The sequence below is a fragment of the Microbacterium sp. NPDC077184 genome, from assembly GCF_040687055.1.
Taxonomy (GTDB): Bacteria; Actinomycetota; Actinomycetes; order Actinomycetales; family Microbacteriaceae; genus Microbacterium.
In genome coordinates, this window is sequence record NZ_JBFBMM010000003.1 from 271,175 (window position 1) to 288,327 (window position 17,153).

Annotated in this window: 17 protein-coding genes; 7 read left to right on the forward strand and 10 right to left on the reverse strand. The window is 72.1% G+C overall.

The annotated features are described in order from the left end of the window. The first annotated feature begins 334 nt into the window (after positions 1–334). The gene (locus tag AB0O93_RS08325) at positions 335–790 is read left to right on the forward strand and encodes a VanZ family protein (RefSeq protein ID WP_363342308.1); all 456 of its coding nucleotides are present in this window, start codon (positions 335–337) and stop codon (positions 788–790) included. Between the two features lie 25 nt (positions 791–815). Here AB0O93_RS08325 and AB0O93_RS08330 read toward each other — a convergent pair whose 3' ends face one another. The 3 genes from AB0O93_RS08330 to AB0O93_RS08340 form a co-directional block, all read right to left on the reverse strand. Next, positions 816–1,358, reverse strand: a complete 543-nt coding sequence (locus tag AB0O93_RS08330) for a cell wall protein (protein ID WP_363342310.1) — start codon at positions 1,356–1,358, stop codon at positions 816–818. 70 nt (positions 1,359–1,428) lie between these two features. Then, positions 1,429–3,222: a DUF4012 domain-containing protein gene (locus AB0O93_RS08335; RefSeq protein ID WP_363342312.1), complete on the reverse strand. Its 1,794-nt coding sequence runs from the start codon at positions 3,220–3,222 to the stop codon at positions 1,429–1,431. 20 nt (positions 3,223–3,242) lie between these two features. Continuing rightward, positions 3,243–4,553, reverse strand: a complete 1,311-nt coding sequence (locus AB0O93_RS08340) for a UDP-glucose/GDP-mannose dehydrogenase family protein (protein WP_363342314.1) — start codon at positions 4,551–4,553, stop codon at positions 3,243–3,245. Positions 4,554–4,708: 155 nt separating this feature from the next. On the opposite strand from AB0O93_RS08340, the gene AB0O93_RS08345 reads away from it, so the two are divergent. Continuing rightward, positions 4,709–6,400 (forward strand): sigma-70 family RNA polymerase sigma factor, encoded by a 1,692-nt coding sequence (locus tag AB0O93_RS08345; RefSeq protein WP_363342316.1) that lies wholly within the window; start codon positions 4,709–4,711, stop codon positions 6,398–6,400. 217 nt (positions 6,401–6,617) lie between these two features. Continuing rightward, positions 6,618–7,217 carry a hypothetical protein gene (locus AB0O93_RS08350; protein ID WP_363342318.1) on the forward strand — a complete coding sequence of 200 codons (600 nt, stop codon included), beginning with the start codon at positions 6,618–6,620 and terminating at the stop codon, positions 7,215–7,217. Here AB0O93_RS08350 and AB0O93_RS08355 read toward each other — a convergent pair. Genes AB0O93_RS08355 through AB0O93_RS08370 form a run of 4 tightly spaced genes read right to left on the reverse strand, consistent with a single transcriptional unit; the run spans position 7,201 to position 10,654 of the window. Continuing rightward, positions 7,201–7,824 carry a hypothetical protein gene (locus AB0O93_RS08355; protein ID WP_363342320.1) on the reverse strand — a complete coding sequence of 208 codons (624 nt, stop codon included), beginning with the start codon at positions 7,822–7,824 and terminating at the stop codon, positions 7,201–7,203. The two genes, AB0O93_RS08350 and AB0O93_RS08355, sit on opposite strands and share 17 nt — an antisense overlap. Positions 7,825–7,839: 15 nt before the next feature. Then, positions 7,840–8,940, reverse strand: a complete 1,101-nt coding sequence (locus tag AB0O93_RS08360) for a Zn-dependent alcohol dehydrogenase (protein ID WP_363342322.1) — start codon at positions 8,938–8,940, stop codon at positions 7,840–7,842. Beyond that, positions 8,937–10,421 carry a cytosine permease gene (locus AB0O93_RS08365; RefSeq protein ID WP_363342323.1) on the reverse strand — a complete coding sequence of 495 codons (1,485 nt, stop codon included), beginning with the start codon at positions 10,419–10,421 and terminating at the stop codon, positions 8,937–8,939. Before AB0O93_RS08365 ends, AB0O93_RS08360 begins: the two co-directional genes overlap by 4 nt. After that, positions 10,418–10,654, reverse strand: coding sequence for a hypothetical protein (locus AB0O93_RS08370; protein WP_363342325.1), 237 nt, complete (start codon positions 10,652–10,654; stop codon positions 10,418–10,420). Before AB0O93_RS08370 ends, AB0O93_RS08365 begins: the two co-directional genes overlap by 4 nt. A gap of 129 nt (positions 10,655–10,783) precedes the next feature. On the opposite strand from AB0O93_RS08370, the gene AB0O93_RS08375 reads away from it, so the two are divergent. From AB0O93_RS08375 to AB0O93_RS08390, 4 genes are all read left to right on the forward strand, one after another. After that, complete coding sequence (locus tag AB0O93_RS08375) at positions 10,784–11,608, forward strand: nitrilase-related carbon-nitrogen hydrolase (protein ID WP_363342327.1); 825 nt, start codon at positions 10,784–10,786, stop codon at positions 11,606–11,608. Between the two features lie 55 nt (positions 11,609–11,663). Next, positions 11,664–11,897, forward strand: coding sequence for a hypothetical protein (locus AB0O93_RS08380; RefSeq protein WP_363342329.1), 234 nt, complete (start codon positions 11,664–11,666; stop codon positions 11,895–11,897). A 154-nt stretch (positions 11,898–12,051) separates the two neighbouring features. Beyond that, positions 12,052–13,320, forward strand: coding sequence for a glycoside hydrolase family 32 protein (locus AB0O93_RS08385; RefSeq protein WP_363342331.1), 1,269 nt, complete (start codon positions 12,052–12,054; stop codon positions 13,318–13,320). Beyond that, on the forward strand, positions 13,317–13,820 hold the full coding sequence (locus tag AB0O93_RS08390; RefSeq protein WP_363342333.1) for a hypothetical protein: 504 nt from the start codon (positions 13,317–13,319) through the stop codon (positions 13,818–13,820). The genes AB0O93_RS08385 and AB0O93_RS08390 overlap by 4 nt, the downstream gene beginning before the upstream one ends. A 4-nt stretch (positions 13,821–13,824) precedes the next feature. Here AB0O93_RS08390 and AB0O93_RS08395 read toward each other — a convergent pair whose 3' ends face one another. The 3 genes from AB0O93_RS08395 to AB0O93_RS08405 are packed head-to-tail and all read right to left on the reverse strand — an operon-like array spanning position 13,825 to position 17,110. Continuing rightward, positions 13,825–14,844, reverse strand: coding sequence for a DUF998 domain-containing protein (locus tag AB0O93_RS08395; protein WP_363342335.1), 1,020 nt, complete (start codon positions 14,842–14,844; stop codon positions 13,825–13,827). Between the two features lie 44 nt (positions 14,845–14,888). Beyond that, positions 14,889–15,875, reverse strand: coding sequence for a carbohydrate kinase (locus AB0O93_RS08400; RefSeq protein WP_363342337.1), 987 nt, complete (start codon positions 15,873–15,875; stop codon positions 14,889–14,891). Beyond that, positions 15,872–17,110, reverse strand: a complete 1,239-nt coding sequence (locus tag AB0O93_RS08405; RefSeq protein WP_363342339.1) for an ADP-dependent glucokinase/phosphofructokinase — start codon at positions 17,108–17,110, stop codon at positions 15,872–15,874. Before AB0O93_RS08405 ends, AB0O93_RS08400 begins: the two co-directional genes overlap by 4 nt. Between the last annotated feature and the right edge of the window lie 43 nt (positions 17,111–17,153).

Here is a 17,153-nt window from a genome sequence, read left to right on the forward strand (position 1 = left end):
TCTCTACAGACGGGTGTGCGGTCCGCGGTCTCCCCACCGCGGGCCGCACCACTTTCTGCACCCGGCGCTCCCGGCGCTCCCTGCGCGTGGGCGGCCCCTCTCGCGCCGAACCGCAGGTGGGGGAGTGCGGAAGCGCGAGAGGAGCCTGAACCCGACCGCGGTCGGGGCACGATGCACACGGCCTGGGCTGCGGGCTGGGAACGCAGCGCGTGCGGGCGGATCTGCCCCACACCGTACTGAGGAGTGATGCGCGCTGTCACCGCGGCCCGCGAGAATTCACGTCCCCGAAACACGCCGCCCTCGAGGGGACCCGCGGCGCGGATAGGCTCGGCGGGTGCCGCAACGCCCGAGACCCGCCGCCGTCGTGCTGCTGGCCTACGCCGTCGCGCTGTCAGCGATCGCGTTCTGGCCGGTGCCGGTGGACAGCGGGGCGGGCCCGCTCCTGCGTGCGATCACGCGGGTGTTCCCCGTGCTGACGTACGACCGGATCGAGTTCGCGGCGAACATCGCCCTCTTCATCCCTTTCGGCGTGCTCGTCACCCAGCTCGTGCGACAGGCGTGGCTGGTCCTCCCGCTGGGGTTCCTGACGACCCTGATGATCGAGACCGCGCAGGCGCTGCTGCTGGATCGCCGGACGCCGAGCATCCTCGACCTCGTCGCGAACATGGCCGGGGTGTGTGTCGGTCTGCTCGTCGTGGTCTTCGTCCGCTGGCTCCAGGAGGAGCATCAGGTCGCGGCGCCCGTCACGGCGATGCCGCCGCGCCCACGGGTTCCGGCATCCCGCCGCTGAGGGTGCGGGGTCGGGAGGGACCGCGTCAGAGACTGTCGCGGCGGCGGCGCACGACCGCCACGACACCGAGGGCCGCGCCGGCGACGAGGAGAAGACCGCCGCCGATCCACAGGCCCGTCATGGTCGCGCTGTCGAAACCGGTCACGGGGAGGCTGCCGTCGGGATTGGTGACGGAGACCGCGGAGGTTCCACCGGCCGACGTCGAGGAGAACGCCGCGATGTTGTAGGTGCCGCGTGCATCGGTGGGGAAAGTGATGCGGACCCCGGCGAGCGAGCCGTCGGCGGTCGAGACGGCATCACCGCTCGCGGTGGAGACCGTGCGGATCATCCCGATGACGGCATCCGAGGCGTTCTCTCCCGTGACGGTGATGGTCACCGGCTCGTCGGCGGAGAAGGTGGCGGGGTCGCACGCGAAGAGCGTCGTGCCCCCCGGGACGGCCGTGGCGGGCGTCGCGGTGCACGACCCCGACGGCGGGTAGATGGTCGAGGCGTGAGCGGCGGCGGGCACGCTCAGAACTGCGACGGCGGCGATCGTCGTGGCGGCGAAGAACGTGGGGAGTCGTCTCATGGCTCGCCAAGTCTAAGCGGCGCCTGTGACCCCCTCGTGTCGCGGGGATGAGAGAACGGTCACGATCGGGTCAGGGCGCGGCGCTCCCGCACGCCGCGGTGGGGACCGCCGATGCCGTCACCCCGGGGGTCTGTACGGCCTCCAGCACGGATGCCGACGGCTCGGCGGTGTCGGCCCGGACGATCGCGGTCGCGCTCTCTCCGGGGGCCAGGTCGACCGAGAACGTGAGCACGCGGCGACTGTCGTGGACGCCTCCGCCGAAGCCGCTCCCGTCGCTCAGCGTCGCATCGGCGAGGGTGAAGCCGGTCGGCAGGTAGAGATAGCCGACGGTGCGGGCGACGCCCGGCGGGACACCGAAGCTGCCGCCGCCGGTGATGTAGTCCGGCAGAGTCGCGGCATCCGCCGGAGCATCGTTGCGGACCGTCACGGTGAGCTCGGCCTGACCGCTCACCCCGCGCGGGCCCGCCGTGCAGGAGGTCCAGGCGACGGCGGTGTCCGCTCCCGCGTAGTAGGTCATCTTCGACCCGGTGCCGTCGTTCACGTACACCCCGAACCGTGCGACATCGGCATCCGTCCGGGGGAGGCCCCCGGCCAGGGTGGTGTCGTCGAGCAGCGTCTGGTCGTCCTCGTGCGCGCTCCACAGGAGCAGGCGCCGCTCGTCCCCGGCACGGGCGAGGGCGCTCACGAGGTCGGCGGGGCTGAACCCGCCGGTGGAGAGGGCGTCGAAGACGGATGCCGCGGCGAGCGCGAAGAAGTCGTCCTGATCAGACGGGTTCTCGTAGCGGAGGTAGACCTCGTTGAGGAGGAGGGGGACGGCGTTCTCGCTGGTGAGGACGTCGCCCGTGGGGAGCTCCACCGATCCGGTCGCCTCGAGGAGATAGGACAGGGCGACGGGATCCATCGCGATCACGCCGTCGACCACCTGGCCGTCGTGCCCGCGCGCCCACATCTCCTGCGCCAGCTGCGCGGCGAGGGGGAAGTCGGGGACCTGCGTGACGTTCTGGATCCAGCGACCGGGGCGCTCGCCGTAGATGCCCTGCACCTCCGGGCCGAGCGGCAGGACCGAGGTGTCGTAGGTCGGGAAGTCGCCGGAGGACTCCTGCGCGGCCAGTGACATCCGTCCGTCGTCGGTGGAGAGGAGGGCGACCGCGCCCGGGATGCCCCCGAGGGAGCGCCACTCGGCGTTGTTCTGGAACAGGATCAGGTAGTTTCGCGGGCCGTCGGCGCCGAGCATCCCGGGGATGAGCGCGGTGGCCCGGGCCAGGGCCCCGGCTCCGACCTGGACTTCGTCGAGGAGATCGGAGACCTCGTCGACGGCGTCGCGCAACGGTGCGAGCAGCGCCGGTCGGTCGAGGCCCTCGAGGGCCGCGGCGGCGTCGCGCACCCCGGCGGCGCCCGCGGCAGCCGGCTCCTCCAGAGCGGTGAAGGCGGCGAGATCGATGCGTCCGTCGACGGGCGCGAGGGAGTCCACCGAGAACGACGAGGCCACATCGACCAGCGGTGCGAGGGCCGATCCCGCGACCTCGTCGAGCGACGCCGCCACGGTGGAGACGGCGCGCAGCTGCGGGCCGATCCAGGCCACGCCCTCGGCGGCGCGCCACACCGGATCGCTCGTGAGGCGGTGCGCGGCGGCGGTCTCGGTGGAGATCGTCGCGATCGCGTCGGCGGCGGTGGCAGGATCGGCGAGCGACGCGCGCGCGGCGACCGCCGCCGTCTGCGCGTCACGCAGGTGGCCGTACGCGAGGGCGCCGCGGATGCCGATCCACGCCGCAGCGAAAACCGTCAGGCCCACGAGGACGACCAGGACGATCACGAACACCCGTCCGGCGGTCCGCGCCGGGCGGGGGAGGGTGGGGGTCGTCACCAGGCCAGCCTACGGAACCGTCAGGGGCGGCCCATCCCGGTGTAGGTGAAGCCGGCGGCGCGCCAGGCGGCGGCATCCAGGCAGTTGCGTCCGTCGACGATCACGCGGTTCGCGACGAGGGATGCCGCGTGGGCGGGGTCGAGCTCGCGCCGGTACTCGTCCCATTCGGTGACGACGATCACGGCATCCGCGTCCTTCAATGCCTCGTCGCGGTCGGCGACATAGGTCAGCTGGGGGTGGATGCGGCGGGCGTTCTCGATCGCCTCGGGGTCGGTGACGACGACATCGGCGCCGAGACCCTTCAGACGGACGGCGACGTCGAGGGCGGGCGAGTCGCGGATGTCGTCGCTGTGCGGCTTGAACGCCGCGCCGAGGACCGCGATCTTCCGCTCGAACACCTGGCCGTCGAGGGCGCTCACGACCAGCTCGACCGCGCGGTCGCGACGGCGGAGGTTGATCGCGTCCACCTCGCGGAGGAACGCGATCGACTCACCGCGGCCGAGCTCTTCGGCACGGGCGGAGAACGCGCGGATGTCCTTGGGGAGGCAGCCGCCGCCGAAGCCGATGCCGGCGCCGAGGAAGCGGCGTCCGATGCGGGCGTCGTGCCCGATCGCGTCGGCGAGGGTGGTGACGTCGGCGCCGGTGACCTCGGCGATCTCCGCCATGGCGTTGATGAAGCTGATCTTCGTGGCGAGGAACGCGTTGGCGGCGACCTTCACGAGCTCCGCGGTGGCGAGATCGGTGACGATGAAGGGCGTGTTCTTCGCGACCGAGGGGTGGTAGACCTCGCGGAGGATGTCGGCGGCGCGCTCGCCGGCGGCGCCCTCGGGGACGCCCGCGACGAGCCGGTCGGGGTCGACGGTGTCTTGGACGGCCCAGCCCTCGCGGAGGAACTCGGGGTTCCACACCAGGGTCGCGCCCGTCGGGGCGACCTTCTCGGTGAGCGCTGCGGCGGTGCCGACCGGGACCGTGGACTTGCCCGCGACGATGTCGCCCTCACTGAGGAAGGGGACGAGCGCGTCGACGGCGGCGTTGACGTAGGTGAGGTCGGCGGCGTAGCCGTCCTTCTGCTGGGGCGTGCCGACCCCGACGAAGTGCACCGCGGCGCCACGGGCCTCGGCCATGTCGGTCGTGAAGCGGAGCTTCCCGGAGGCGATCCCCTCCGTGAGGATCTCCTGCAGCCCCGGCTCGAAGAAGGGAGCCTCGCCCTTCGAGAGCGCGGCGATCTTGCGCTCGTCCACGTCGATGCCGACCACATCGTGGCCGATGGAGGCCATGGCGGCCGCGTGGACGGCGCCGAGGTAACCGCATCCGATGACGGAAAGTCGCACGTGATCTCCTGGGGTGAGGGTGCAGAGGAAGCCCGCGAAGGCTGGTACAAGCCTTACATCTCTACCAGACGCGCGTGACACGGACGTTTCGCATGCGGAAGGTGCGATTCGTCGACCCTCGCATAATGGATCGCGGGGGAGTGCGTCTTGTGAGCGTGGGTAATTCAGACGGGACGGACGCGTCCGACACCTCGGACGCGTCGGATGCGGAGCTGATCGCGGCGGTGCGCGGCGGCGACGACGCCGCATACGGGCGACTGTGGGCCCGCCATCACGCAGCGGCGCGGGCGGCGGCGGTCGCGGTGACCGCGACGTTCGACCCCGACGACCTCGTCCAGGAGGCGTTTGCCTCGATCCTCTCCGCGCTGCGCCGCGGCAAGGGTCCGCAGGGGGCGTTCCGGCCCTACCTGCTGGCGTCCGTGCGGAACATCGCCGCCTCGTGGGGGCGGCGGCATCGGGAGGACGCCCACGACGCGTTCGACGAGGAGCCCGACCCGCGGGGGAGCGACGCTGACGCGGAGCGGGCCCTGGACCGGGGCTTCACGGGAGCGGCGTTCGCGTCACTCCCCCCGCGCTGGCAGGAGGTGCTCTGGTACGGCGAGGTCGAGCAGCTGAAGACGGCGGAGGTGGCGCGGATCCTCGGCATGACCCCCAATGCGACCGCACAGCTCGCGTCCCGTGCGCGCGAGGGTCTCCGTCAGGCGTGGGTGCAGGCGCATCTGCGCGGTCTCGCGGATCACCCGGAGTGCCGCGCGACCGTCGCCGCACTCGGCGGTTACACCCGCGGGCGGGGCACGCGGCGCGAACGGCGACGGATCGAGGCCCATCTGGTCGGGTGCACCCGCTGCTTCATCGTCGCCGAAGAGGCGCGGGACGTCTCCGGCCGACTGGGCGCTGTGCTGCTTCCGCCGGTCCTCGGTGCGGGTGCGGCGTCGTACGGCGCCTGGGCGCAGGGCGGCGGGACGGCGCTGGCCGCGGAGGCGGCGGCGGGTCTGCCGGTCGCGGTGGATCCGGCATCCGGCGGAGCAGGGTCCGCAGGAGGATCGATGGCGGCGGGTTCGTCGGCCACCGCGGTGTCCGGGACTGCGTCCGCCGGGCTGTGGGTCGGTGTCGCCGCGGCCGTGGGGGTCGTGGCGATCGCCGTCGCGGCGGCGGCGGTCTCCCTCGCTCCCGCGGACGCGGACGCCGACTCCGCCCCGGCGCCGGAAGCGATCGCGGCGGAGGAGACGGACGCCGACATCGGCACTGTCCCCGCCGGCGCCCCCGCGCCGCTCGCCTCGACCGCGCCGGCGGCGGAGCCCGTCTCCGATCCCCCGCCCGCGACCGCGCCGGGGGCGCCGATTGCGCCCGCCCCGCCTCTTCCGCCCGCGCTCCCCGCACCGATGCCGAGCCCGGCGCCGACGACGCCGTCATCGAGCCCCAGGCCGACCGCCGCGCCCGCGCCGACACCGGCCCGCCCCTCGCCGGAGCCCACCCCCGCGTCGACTCCGGAGCTCGCTCCGGTGCCGACGCCCACACCTGTCCTCCCCGAGGGAACCCCGATGATCGGGGCAGGAAGCGGGCGCTGGAGCGGTGAGGGCCTCGTCCTCGATCTCGGGCTCGAGGGCGCCCCGGATGCGGAGGTCACCGTGCGCATCGGCGACCGCGACCCGGTGCGGGCCGTCCTCGACCCCGCAGGGCGCGGTCGCCTCGACATTCCTGTGACGGCACGGGATCTCCTGGAGAACGCGATCGTCCGATTCGCCTACGTCTCAGGAAGCGACGAGGCGACGACTGAGGGACCTGCCGGCGAGATGCGACTGTGGGCTCTTCTCCGCCAGGACTCGACCGACATCACGAACGGGTAACGACGCGTCACCGTCGCGCCGGAACGTCGTCTTCTGAGGTGGGGATGCCGTGGGGAGCGGCATCCCCACCTCTGGGGAGTCCGGCGTGTGGGGGAGGGCGTCGGGGACGGGGGCTGTCGGGTCCCGGCCGGCAGGCCCCGTCGCTCCCGGGCTAGCACGGCCCCCGGTAGGGGGCAAGACGCCATGGAGAGGTGGCGCCTGGGTCCAGAGTGGGCGTATGGCACGCACTTCTTCTCCGCTCCGCCGCACGCTCGCCGTCGCGCTCGCCGCCACCGCCCTCTCACTGACGTCCTGCTCTCCGCCCGAGCCCGTCGACCCTGTGGGCCCGGCTCCGTCGGCCGAGGGGGCTCCCGCCGAGGACGCCTCGCCCACGGCATCCGCTCCGGCCGCCGGGTCGGGGGCTGACGCCGACGTCGTTGCGCAGTACGAGGCGGCGCGCGCCGCGGTCGACCTCGCCGAGCGCACCGCCGGGGGGATGGCCTTCGAGCTGGACGACGAGGACGGCGGCAATTGGGAGGTCCGCGTCGCGGTCGAGAACGAGGAGTTCGAGGTCATCGTCGATGCCGCCGGCGCCGAGGTGCTGCGCAGCGAACGGGACGACTCGCTCGACGGCGAGGACGCGGGACGCCTGAACGGCGTCCAGATCGGCCTGTCCGAGGCGATCGGGATCGCCGTATCCGAGTACACCGGCACCGCGCGTCTCGACGACGCCGACCTCACGACCGAGGGCGACACCGTGGCGTGGGAGATCGGCTTCGCCGACGACGTCGAGATCTACCTGGACGTGCTCGACGGCCGGGTCATCCGCGTCGACTGACAGCAGCCGCTTGTACGGCAGCGACGGTCACGTCGATGGCCAGGGCGAACGCTGTCGATGCCCGGGACTCGTCGTCGTCACGAGCCGCCGCGGCGTGCAGTTCGGGGTTCTCCGCCGGGTCTGCCTGCCACAGCGGCACGGGCGACCCCGCGTCCACGGCTGAGCCGAGGACCACCGCGTCGATCATGGCGGCGAAGGCCATCCGGCGGTCCACCGGGATGCCGATGTCACGGAGGATCTCGAACAGCGCCTCGTAGATCGCCAGGGTGAGGGCATCCTGCACGGGCGAGGAGACCAAGACGATCACCACCCCTGGGGCGGTCGCGAGGGCCGCGCGCACGTCGCCCATCCAGGCGCGGAGGCGGTCCTCCGGCGACCGCGTGACGTCGCGCAGCGCCCCGACATCGATGCGCGCGTACAGCTCCTCCCGCATCCGGTGGATGATCTCCAGCCGTCCGCCCGGCAGATGGTGGTAGAGCGAGGAGGGATTGACCTTCAACGCCCGGGCGATGCCGGGGATCGTGAAGTCGCCCTTCTCCTCGACGAGCGCGAGCGCCGCGCGGGCGATCGCGCTCGTCGAGAGGATGTTCTGCGAGGGACGGGGCATCCGTGTCCGATCAGATCAGAGGACCAGGACGCTGCGTCCCTTGGCGCCGGCGCGCATGAGGTCGAAGGCGTCGTTGACGTCGGCGAGCGCGAACCGGTGGGTGATGAGCCGGTCGATGGGGAGCTTTCCGTCGAGGTACAGACGCGACAGCATCGGGAAGTCACGCGCCGGCACGGTTCCGCCGTAGTTGGACCCGAGCAGGGCCTTCCCCTCCTCGGCGAGCGCGAGCGCGTCGATCGGGACCGGGCGGTCCTGCGGGGGGAGTCCGACGATGACGGCGGTTCCGCCGCGCTGGAGGGTGCTGGGCATCAGGGCGATCGTATCGGGGCGACCGATCGCCTCGAAGGCGAAGTCCGCCCCGTCCGGGACGATGTCGCGCACACGCTCGGCGAGGTCGGGACCGGAGCGCACCGTGTGCGTCGCCCCGAACTCCTTCGCGAGGGCGAGGGCGTCGTCATTCACGTCGGCCGCGATGATCGGGCTCGCACCGGCGAGGGCCAGGCCCATGATGATGCTGAGGCCCACGCCTCCGGCCCCGATCACGACGGCCGAGCGCCCCGCCTGGACGCGGGCGTCGTTGACGACCGCGCCGACGCCGGTGGCGATGGAGCACCCGATGAGTGCGGCGACGTCGAACGGCACCTCCGCGGGCACGCGGATCGCGGCCTGCTCGGCGACGACGACCCGCTCGCTCATCGATCCGACGGCCAGGTACGGGTAGACGCGCGTTTCGTCGATCGTCGTCGGGGTCGACCCGTCGGGGAGGAGGCACTCCTCCGAGCGTGAACCGGTGCACACCCAGGTGCGCCCCTGCCGGCAGCTGGAGCACGTGCCGCACGGGTAGAACCAGGTCATGATGACGTGGTCGCCGACCGCGAGCGAGGTGACGCCCTCGCCGACGGCCTCCACGACACCCGCGCCTTCGTGGCCCATGATCGTCGGCGTCGGCATCTGCCAGTCTCCGTCGAGGACGTGGCGGTCGGATCCGCAGACACCGGAGGCTCCGATACGCACGCGCACCTCGCCGCGACCCGGAGCGCGCAGGGTGACCTCGCGGAGGTCGAGTCGCTCGGATCCGGTGTAGACGGCGGCGGTGGTCGTGACGTTGTCGCTCATCGCGTGATCTCCAGGGGGCGGGCGCGGTAGAACGCCGCGGTGAGGGCGAGGTAGGCCACCGCCGCGACGACGGCGGCGGGAACGGATGCCGTGATGACGAGGAAGGCCGGCTGCGTCTCGAGCGTGATCGGGTTGTACAGCCACAGGTAGAAGATCGCGCCGAGGAGCAGGGAGATCATCCCGGCCCAGTTCACTCCGCCCCGGAACGCGTACAGCGTGCCGCGCTGGCCGAGGTGGATCTCGCGCAGATCGATCCGCTGCTTCCGCAGGAAGAAGTAGTCGGCGAGGGCGACACCGCAGACGGAAGCGAGGAAGGCGCCGGAGAGCGTGACGAACACGATGAACTGCTCGTACATGAACTGGGGGAAGAAGGTCATGATCGCCGGCAGGACGAAGAACGCCGCGGTCAGCACTTTCCACGGGACGCGTGCGAGGAGCCTCCCCGACGACTGGCGGATCGCGAGGATCGTCGAGTAGACGATCGACGACATCGAGGTGATGTTGGCGAAGGCGATGAAGATGAGGACCGCCACGCCCAGCACCGCCCCGCCGAAGGGCACCATCCACACGGTCGGGTCGGAGTCTCCGAGGGTGAGTGCCGCCGCCATCCCGACGATCTGCGCGACGAGCGTGGCGACGAGGAGCCCGCCGTAGGCCGGCCACACGGCGGCCTTGCGGGTGCGCGTCATGCGGGCGAGCGACCCCATCACCGGGTACCAGGAGACACCCACGCCGGCATTGAACTCGACCGCGATCATGAAGTTCAGCACGTCGTTGTCGAAGGGGGCGAGCGGGGCTGCGGTGAAGAGGGTGCTCCACGAGGTGTTGATGACGAGGAACACCATCATGATGACGGTGATGACGGCGAGGCCCGGCGCGATGTAGGCGTTGAACCGCCCGATCGTCACGGGGCCGCGCGAGAGCACCCACCACGCGAGCAGGATCGCGACGAGCCCGCCGATCGTGACCACGGGGCCGTACTGGTCGAGCTCGGCGCCGGTGAGGGTCGCGGTGACCTGGCTGGTGGCGCGGCCGGCCATGACGGCGAGGAGCGAGGACCAGCCCATCTCGGTGATCAGGATGACGGTGAAGACGAGGATGCCGACACCCACAACCCCGAAAGCGCCGCGCAGAAGCGTGTACTGCTCCGACCCCCAGCGCTGGGAGGCGACGACGGAGGCGAGCACCATGATGCACAGCCCGATCGCGTTGCCGATGAGCATCGCGGCGATCCCCGCCTGGAAGCCGACCAGGAGGGCGGTCGAGCCGCCGACGAGGAACGCCCACGTCGCGATGGCGAGGGCGGTGTTGACCCACGTGAAGTCGAGCGCGCTCCAGGTGCGCTCCTTCTTCAGCAGCGGGAAGGTGCCGAAGACGTGCTCGCTGGAGAGCATCGGGTCGGCGAGGGGCGCGCGGTCGCGAGCGGCAGAGCGGCGGGCGGCGGCGCGGGAGCTCGTCGCCTTCGCATCGCGCGCGCTCACAGGATCACCATCACAGCGCCGATGGCGACGGCGGCCACCGTCACGCCGACGTAGACGGCCAGTTCGGCTCCGGTGAGGGGGAGGCGCGAGGCGTCGTCCTTCTCCTCGGATTCGATGACGGCGATGCGTCGTTCGAGTTCCGACGCGACGGCGGGCTCGGTGCCTCCCGCGATCATGGCGCGTTCGAACTCGACGCCGGTGGTGCCGGTAGCGGCACGTCTCTGTGTCGACATGGGGATCCTCTGTTCGGGTGAGGTGGACGGATGCGGAAAGCGGGGGGCTAAACCAAATCCGTTTTGGTTTGTGACATCATGGCGGCGTCAGGACGCGGGTGTCAACGATGATTGCGTCAGGAGGACGAAATGGATGATCTCGTGGCCCCCGTGGTGGCCGTGGCGCAGTCCGAGGCCGTCGTCGATGACGTCGACCGGAACCTGGCGACCCTCGCCCGACTGGCGGCGCGCGCGCGTGAGCTCGGCGCGGACATCGTCGTGACCCCGGAGCTCTTCGCGACCGGGTACGCCCCCGACCGCGCGTGGCGTCACGACGGCGCGGCCGTCCGGGACGCACTGGCCGGTATCGCCCGCGCCGAGCGGATCGGGCTCGTCGCCTCGAGCGTCGAGACCATCGTCGGGAGCGGTGGCGGTGAGGCACACCGCATCACCGCGTCGCTCTTCGACCCGGATGCCGGAGAGGTCGTCCGATTCGGCAAGCGACACCTGTTCGGCGAGACCGAGCGGGCGTGGATGACACCGGCGGATGCCTACGCGCCGCCGTTCACCTGGGCGGGTGTCTCCTGGGGCGGCGGCATCTGCTACGACGTGGAGTTCCCCGAGTTCGCGCGGGCGCAGGCGCTCGCGGGCGCCGACATCCTCCTGATTCCGACCGCGGTGCCGGATGCCGAGGAGGGTATGGACGATCTCGGCGAGGCCTGGCACTACTCCGCGTCGCTCACGTCGACCTTGCAGGTGCCCGCCCGCGCCCTCGAGAGCGGGGTCGCGATCGCCTACGCCAACCACTGCGGCCCGGGCTTCACCGGCCGCAGCTGCATCGCGACACCGTTCGGTCGTCACGCCGCGCTCCTGGGCGACGACGGCGAGGACGTCGCGGTCGCGCGGATCCCGCTGGATGCTGTGCGCCGCGCGCGGGCCGTGAACACGTACGGCCCCGATCTCGCACGGGGCTGAGCGCGCCGCCGCGTGAAAAACGCGGGAGAAATCGACGCCGAGAGCCGGTTCAGGAGTGGAAAGAGTCGAAATCTCCCCGGCGTTTCACGCCGACGTCCGCGACCGGCCCGCGCTCCGCAGGTGTCGTCAGGCCGGCATCGGTCGGCGTGCGAGCCGGACCGAGGAATGGAAGAACCACGCCGCGGCGGCGAGGAGCAGGGCGATCGAGACGGTGGCCGAGGCGGCGTTCGGGGCGGGCTCCGTGACCGCGACGGCGCGCCGCGGACGGCTCTACCCCGAGACGGCGTGAAAGACCGGGGTGAAATCGACACCGGAAGCGGGTTCAGGGGCGGAAAGTGTCGAAATCTCCCCGGCGTTTGACCGGCACGGCCGTGGACGCCCCACCGCCCCGCGCCTCCCCGGGGCGGCTGGCGCGATCGCCCGGCGGCCGGGAGGATGGCCTGATGCGCCCCACCCTGCACTTCACCGCGAACACCGGCTGGATCAACGACCCGCACGGGATCACCTTCCGAAACGGGCGGTACGAGGCGTTCTACCAGTACGTGCCCGGAAGCACCGCATGGGCGCCGGGCTGCCACTGGGGCCACGCGAGCGGACCCGACCTGCTCTCGCTGACCGAGGGGTCGATCGCCATCGCCCCCGGTGACGGCGACGGCGGAATCTGGACCGGCTGCATCGTCACGACCGAAGATCCCGCCGACACCGTCGCGTTCTACACCGCGACGTCCGAGCCGAACTTCGCGATGGGGCGCGTGCGTGCGGCCTACCCGCTCGACGACGACTGGACCGCGTGGCGGAAGGGTGAGGTCGTCGTCGAGGCGCCGGCGGGCGTCGACCTGACCTCCTTCCGCGACCCGGTGGTGCGCCGCGAGGGCGATGGGTGGCGCATGTTCCTCGGCGGCGAGCACCGCGAGGGGATCGCGATGGCGCTGTCGTGGACGTCTCCCGACCTCCGTACCTGGACATACGACGGCGTGACGCTCGAGCGCTCCCGCGACGAGACGGATCCCGTCTGGACGGGGTCCCTCTGGGAGTGCCCGCAGTTCGTCACCGTCGACGGCATCGAGGTCATGATCTCCTCCGTATGGGAGGACGACGTGCTCCACTACGCCGGGTACGCCACCGGCACGTACGCCGACGGGCGCTTCGACGCGGCATCGTGGGGTCGCCTCACCTACGGCGAGGGCTACTACGCCCCGTCTCTGTTCTTCGATGCCGACGAGATGCCGTGCCTGGTGTTCTGGATCCGCGGCATCGCCGATGAAGCCGCCGGCTGGGCGGGCGCGCACAGCGTCCCCTTCCGGCTCTCGGTCCCCGACGGGCGTCCCGACGGTGCCCTCGTCGCGACACCCCACCCGGATGTCGACGCGCACCGCGGACCGCTCGCCGCCGACGGCGCAGTGGACGGCCTCGCCGCCGACATCGTGTGGGACGGCGCGGAGGGCGAGCTCACCGTCACGTCGGGAGGCGACGAGGTCGTCACGGTGGCGCGGATCCCGGATGCCGTCCGGGTGCGCATCGGCGACACCGAGGCCACGGTCCCTGCGGCCGGGTCGGTGCGCGTGATCCTCGACGGCCCGGTGCTCGAGCTCGCGTCCGACGCCGGGCTCTATGCCGCGGCGATCGCTCCCCGGGGTGCCGACCTCGGGGTCACGGCATCCGTCGGCGACCTCGCCGTCTACCCCCTCACGACCGGACGGAGCGACCGATGACCCGCGCGAACCACACCCCCACGACGACGCCGCTCGTCAGCGGCGCGCCCGTGATCGCACAGATCCGGTCGCTGCTGTGGACGGCCTTCCTGGCATCGATCCTCGCCTCGGTGCTGACCGTGGCGTCGAAGGCGGGGTGCTCGCCAGGCCGTGATGCGTCGGGCCGGCTGGTGGACGGGAACGGGACCGCCACCGACCTCGAGCCGGTCTGCACGCAGATGACCCTCGCGCCGAGTCCGCTCGTCTTCCTCTTCTTCGTCGGTGCCGTCCTGTGGGCGATCCGCCGGGTGCTGCGGCGGTCGCAGAGCGACGTCGAGGCGATCCGCACGCTTCGCCGGACGGCGCGGACCATCGTCATCGTCGCCGCGGTGGCCGTGGTCGTCGCGCAGGTGTGGTTCTGGGTGCTGCCGCTGTACGGAATCGACGGTCAGGGAACCTACGTCTTCCCCTTCCCGTTCGGGTCGGTCGACGTCGTCACGTCCCCGATGCCGACCTCCTGACTCCTCAGCTCCGCGCGCTGACGAGGAAGCGGATGAACACCGCGATCCAGCCGAAGATCAGCGCGAACACGATGATCTCGAACGCGGTGAGCCCGAAGAAGCCCACCGCGAAGAGCACGGTGGAGACCACCATGGCTCCCAGGAACGTCCACGCCGCCACGAAGTAGGTGCGCGGCATCCCGCGCAGCAGCCACGGGCCGCCGACGAGGAGCGCGAGGAACATCACCGCCATCCCCGACGCGCAGAGGTTGTGGATGAGCAGGCTCACGTCGACGGGCACGAGACCGACGCCGGCGAGCATCAGGCCCATGATCACGAAGAAGGTGGGCGCCAGCCGCTCGCCCCGCGGTGAACGCAGCTCGCCGGTCTGGGCGAGAGCGCGGATGTCGGCGGCGAGGTAGACGGCGAAGGACGTCACGAGCAGACCCCCGACGATGAGTGTGCCGTTGAACAGGAGGCTGGAGAAATCGCCGAAGGTGCCCAGCTGGCTGAAGTGGATCTCCCACCACCGCGGGTCGGGGCTCGTGACCATCGCGGTGAGCGTGCCGATGGCGACGAACGACATCAGCAGGCTCGACATCCGCTGCGTCGACATCCGCGAGACGGAGAGAGAGACCATGTACACCGTGAGACCCACGGTGACCCCCAGTAGCACCATCGCCCAGAACGCGTCGACCTCGAGACCGACGAACCCCAGGCTCAGCACGAGGAAGACGGCGACCGTCGCGACGGCGGCGAGGATGCCGTGCACCAGCGCGACCGCGACGGTGTTCACCGTGAAGCGCCACGATGACAGCGCGAGCCGCCACTCCTGTCCCGGCAGACGGCGCGCGCGCCAGTAGCCGACACCGGCGGCGGCGAGCCCCGCGGCCCCGGCGGCGACCCCGGCGATGCGCCCGAGCGATCCCTCGCCGGCGAGCGGCAGCCCGGGGCCGAGGAGTCCGAGGAGGAGGCCGGCGATCCCACCGAGCGCGCCCGAGAACAGGGCCGCGTAGATCGCTTCGGATTCGACCCGCGCCTTCATGAGGTGATCGTGGCACGGGGTGGGCCGCGAGGGAAGATCTCCGGTCAGGCGTGCGGGGGGCGGGCGACGAGGATCTCGCCGCTCCCGCGCACAGGGATCGCGTCGGCGGCGGCCGGGATGAGGAGGGTCGCACCGGCGGCCGCGTCGACCCCGGCGAGTTCCGCGCGGCCGGCGGTGACGATGACGATCGCGAAGCCGGCCTCCAGGGTCGCGGCATCCGTCCTGCCGTCGCCCAGCCGGTGCCGCTCGAGCCGGAAGAACGCGTCGGCTGCGGCGGGGAACACGGACCCGGATGCCGGGGCCGGGCGAACGAGGGCGCCGATCTCGGCGGGCGTCCGGGCGCGGTGATTCACGGCGCGGAGGGCGACGTCGAAGCCGAGCCCGAGGTGGCCGTCGCGCGCCCCGTCGAGGGCGAAGCCGTCCCATTCGAGCAGGATCGAGAGGTCCTCGGGCTGCTGGAGTTCGAGGAGGAACACCCCTGCCCCGATCGCGTGGAGCTCGCCCGGCGGCACCCAGACGACGTCCCCCGGGGAGACCTCGATCGCGTGGAGGAGCCCGAGGAGGGCGTCGGCGTCCTGAGCGGCCACGAGCCGGGCGAGCGCGACGGGATCGACGTCCTCGCGGAGTCCGACGTAGACCGCCCCGCCCTCGAGGATGTACCAGGCCTCGGCCTTGCCGTGGGTGCGCCCGAGGTGGGTGTGGGCGAAGGCATCGCTCGGGTGGGCGTGGACGGGGAGGCGTTGACCGGCGTCGAGGAGCTTCACGAGCAGCTGCGGATCCGCGCCCCAGCGTGCGACGTGCCGGGCGCCGAGCCAGTGCTCCGGGTCGGCCGCGATCGCGTCGCGGAGGAAGCGGCCGTCCGGGAGGCGGGTGAGCCCGTCGGTGTCGTGGCCGGCGACGGTCGTGACCGATCCGACCCAGTCCTCCGGCTCGTGGGAGGCGGCATCCGTCTCTCCGCGGAACCGCGCGATGCGCGCGCCGCCGCGGTAGAAGCGCGCAGGCGGACGGTTCGCGGCCAGGGCGACGATCACGCGTTCGATCCGCTCGCCGCGCTCGCCGCGCTCGCCGCGTTCGCGGCCCGCGCCGCGAGGGCGGTGGGGAGGAGGAAACCGCCGACGAAGGTGTCGCCGAGGCCGATCGTGGTCGGGTGCGGCACGTCGAGATCGAACGCGGCGACGCCCGCGGCATCCGGGAGGGCGTCCTCGACCGCGGCCACCACCGCCGCGCCCGTCGTGTGCCGGGCTCCCCGCGCGGTGACCGCGAGGTCGTCCGACCGGAGGGCGTCGCCCACCCGGTACCGGGTCGCGGAGAGGAGGACGGCGCTGTCGAGGGCGTCGCGGTGCCGCGCGGCATCCCGCCCCACGGCGATCGCCCAGTACCGCGTGTGCACGACGAGGGCGGGCGCCGGGATCAGCCCCTGCGCGTCGCGGAGCGCGGCGGTCACGGCGCCGGCGTCGAGGAGATCGACCGGTCGTCCCACGTACTCCTGCAGCTCGTCCTCGTTCATGCCGTACACGTCGATGCGGTGGAGCAGCGCCGCGCGCGCCCGGTGCGCGAGGGAGCGGTCGTAGAACCCCGCGTCCTCGTAGTAGACCAGCGCGTCGTCGGGGAGGTGAGTCATCACCGCGCGCAGGTCGTCCAGGCGGCGATCGAGCAGCACGGCATCCTGCATCGTGTTGAAGCCCGACACCAGGAACGCGGATGCCGATTCCGCCGCGTCGGCGAGCTCCGGCGCGATCGCCATCCCCCGGTTCGGCGGATCGTTGGCGACGATCAGCCGGTTCGCCGCCGGGACGGTGAGCTCGGCATCCGTCAGTCGGATCCGGTCCCCGGGACGGAACTGCACGATGAGGTGCGGATCGAGGGTGTCCTCGGTCGCCGAGCACACCGTGCGGAGGCTCGGGGGGAGGAGCCTCCGCACGGTGTCGTCGATGCTGACCAGATGCTGCACGCTCGGGATGCCGAGCCGCTCGAGCGCGAGCCCCGCCCGCACCCCGGTCCCGCCGAGGGTGACGGCGGTGTCGAAGCGCGCGGCGAACCGCTCGATGATGTCGGACGAGGCGATGAAGCGCTCGCCGCCCGCACCCGTTGAGGCGAACGCGAGGATCGCCACGACGAGGGCGCGCTCATCGGAGAGGGGAGCCGTCGTCGTCAGGTCGTGCCGGCCGATCCCGTAGGACGCCGCCAGGTCGTCGAACACGTCGGCGTCCCACGCGATCTCGTAGTCGACGGTGCCGCCGAGCCCGAGCACGAGGTTCCTCGTCACGCCCGCCCCCTCTCCGTGGTTCGTCCGGCTTCCGCGCCGTCCG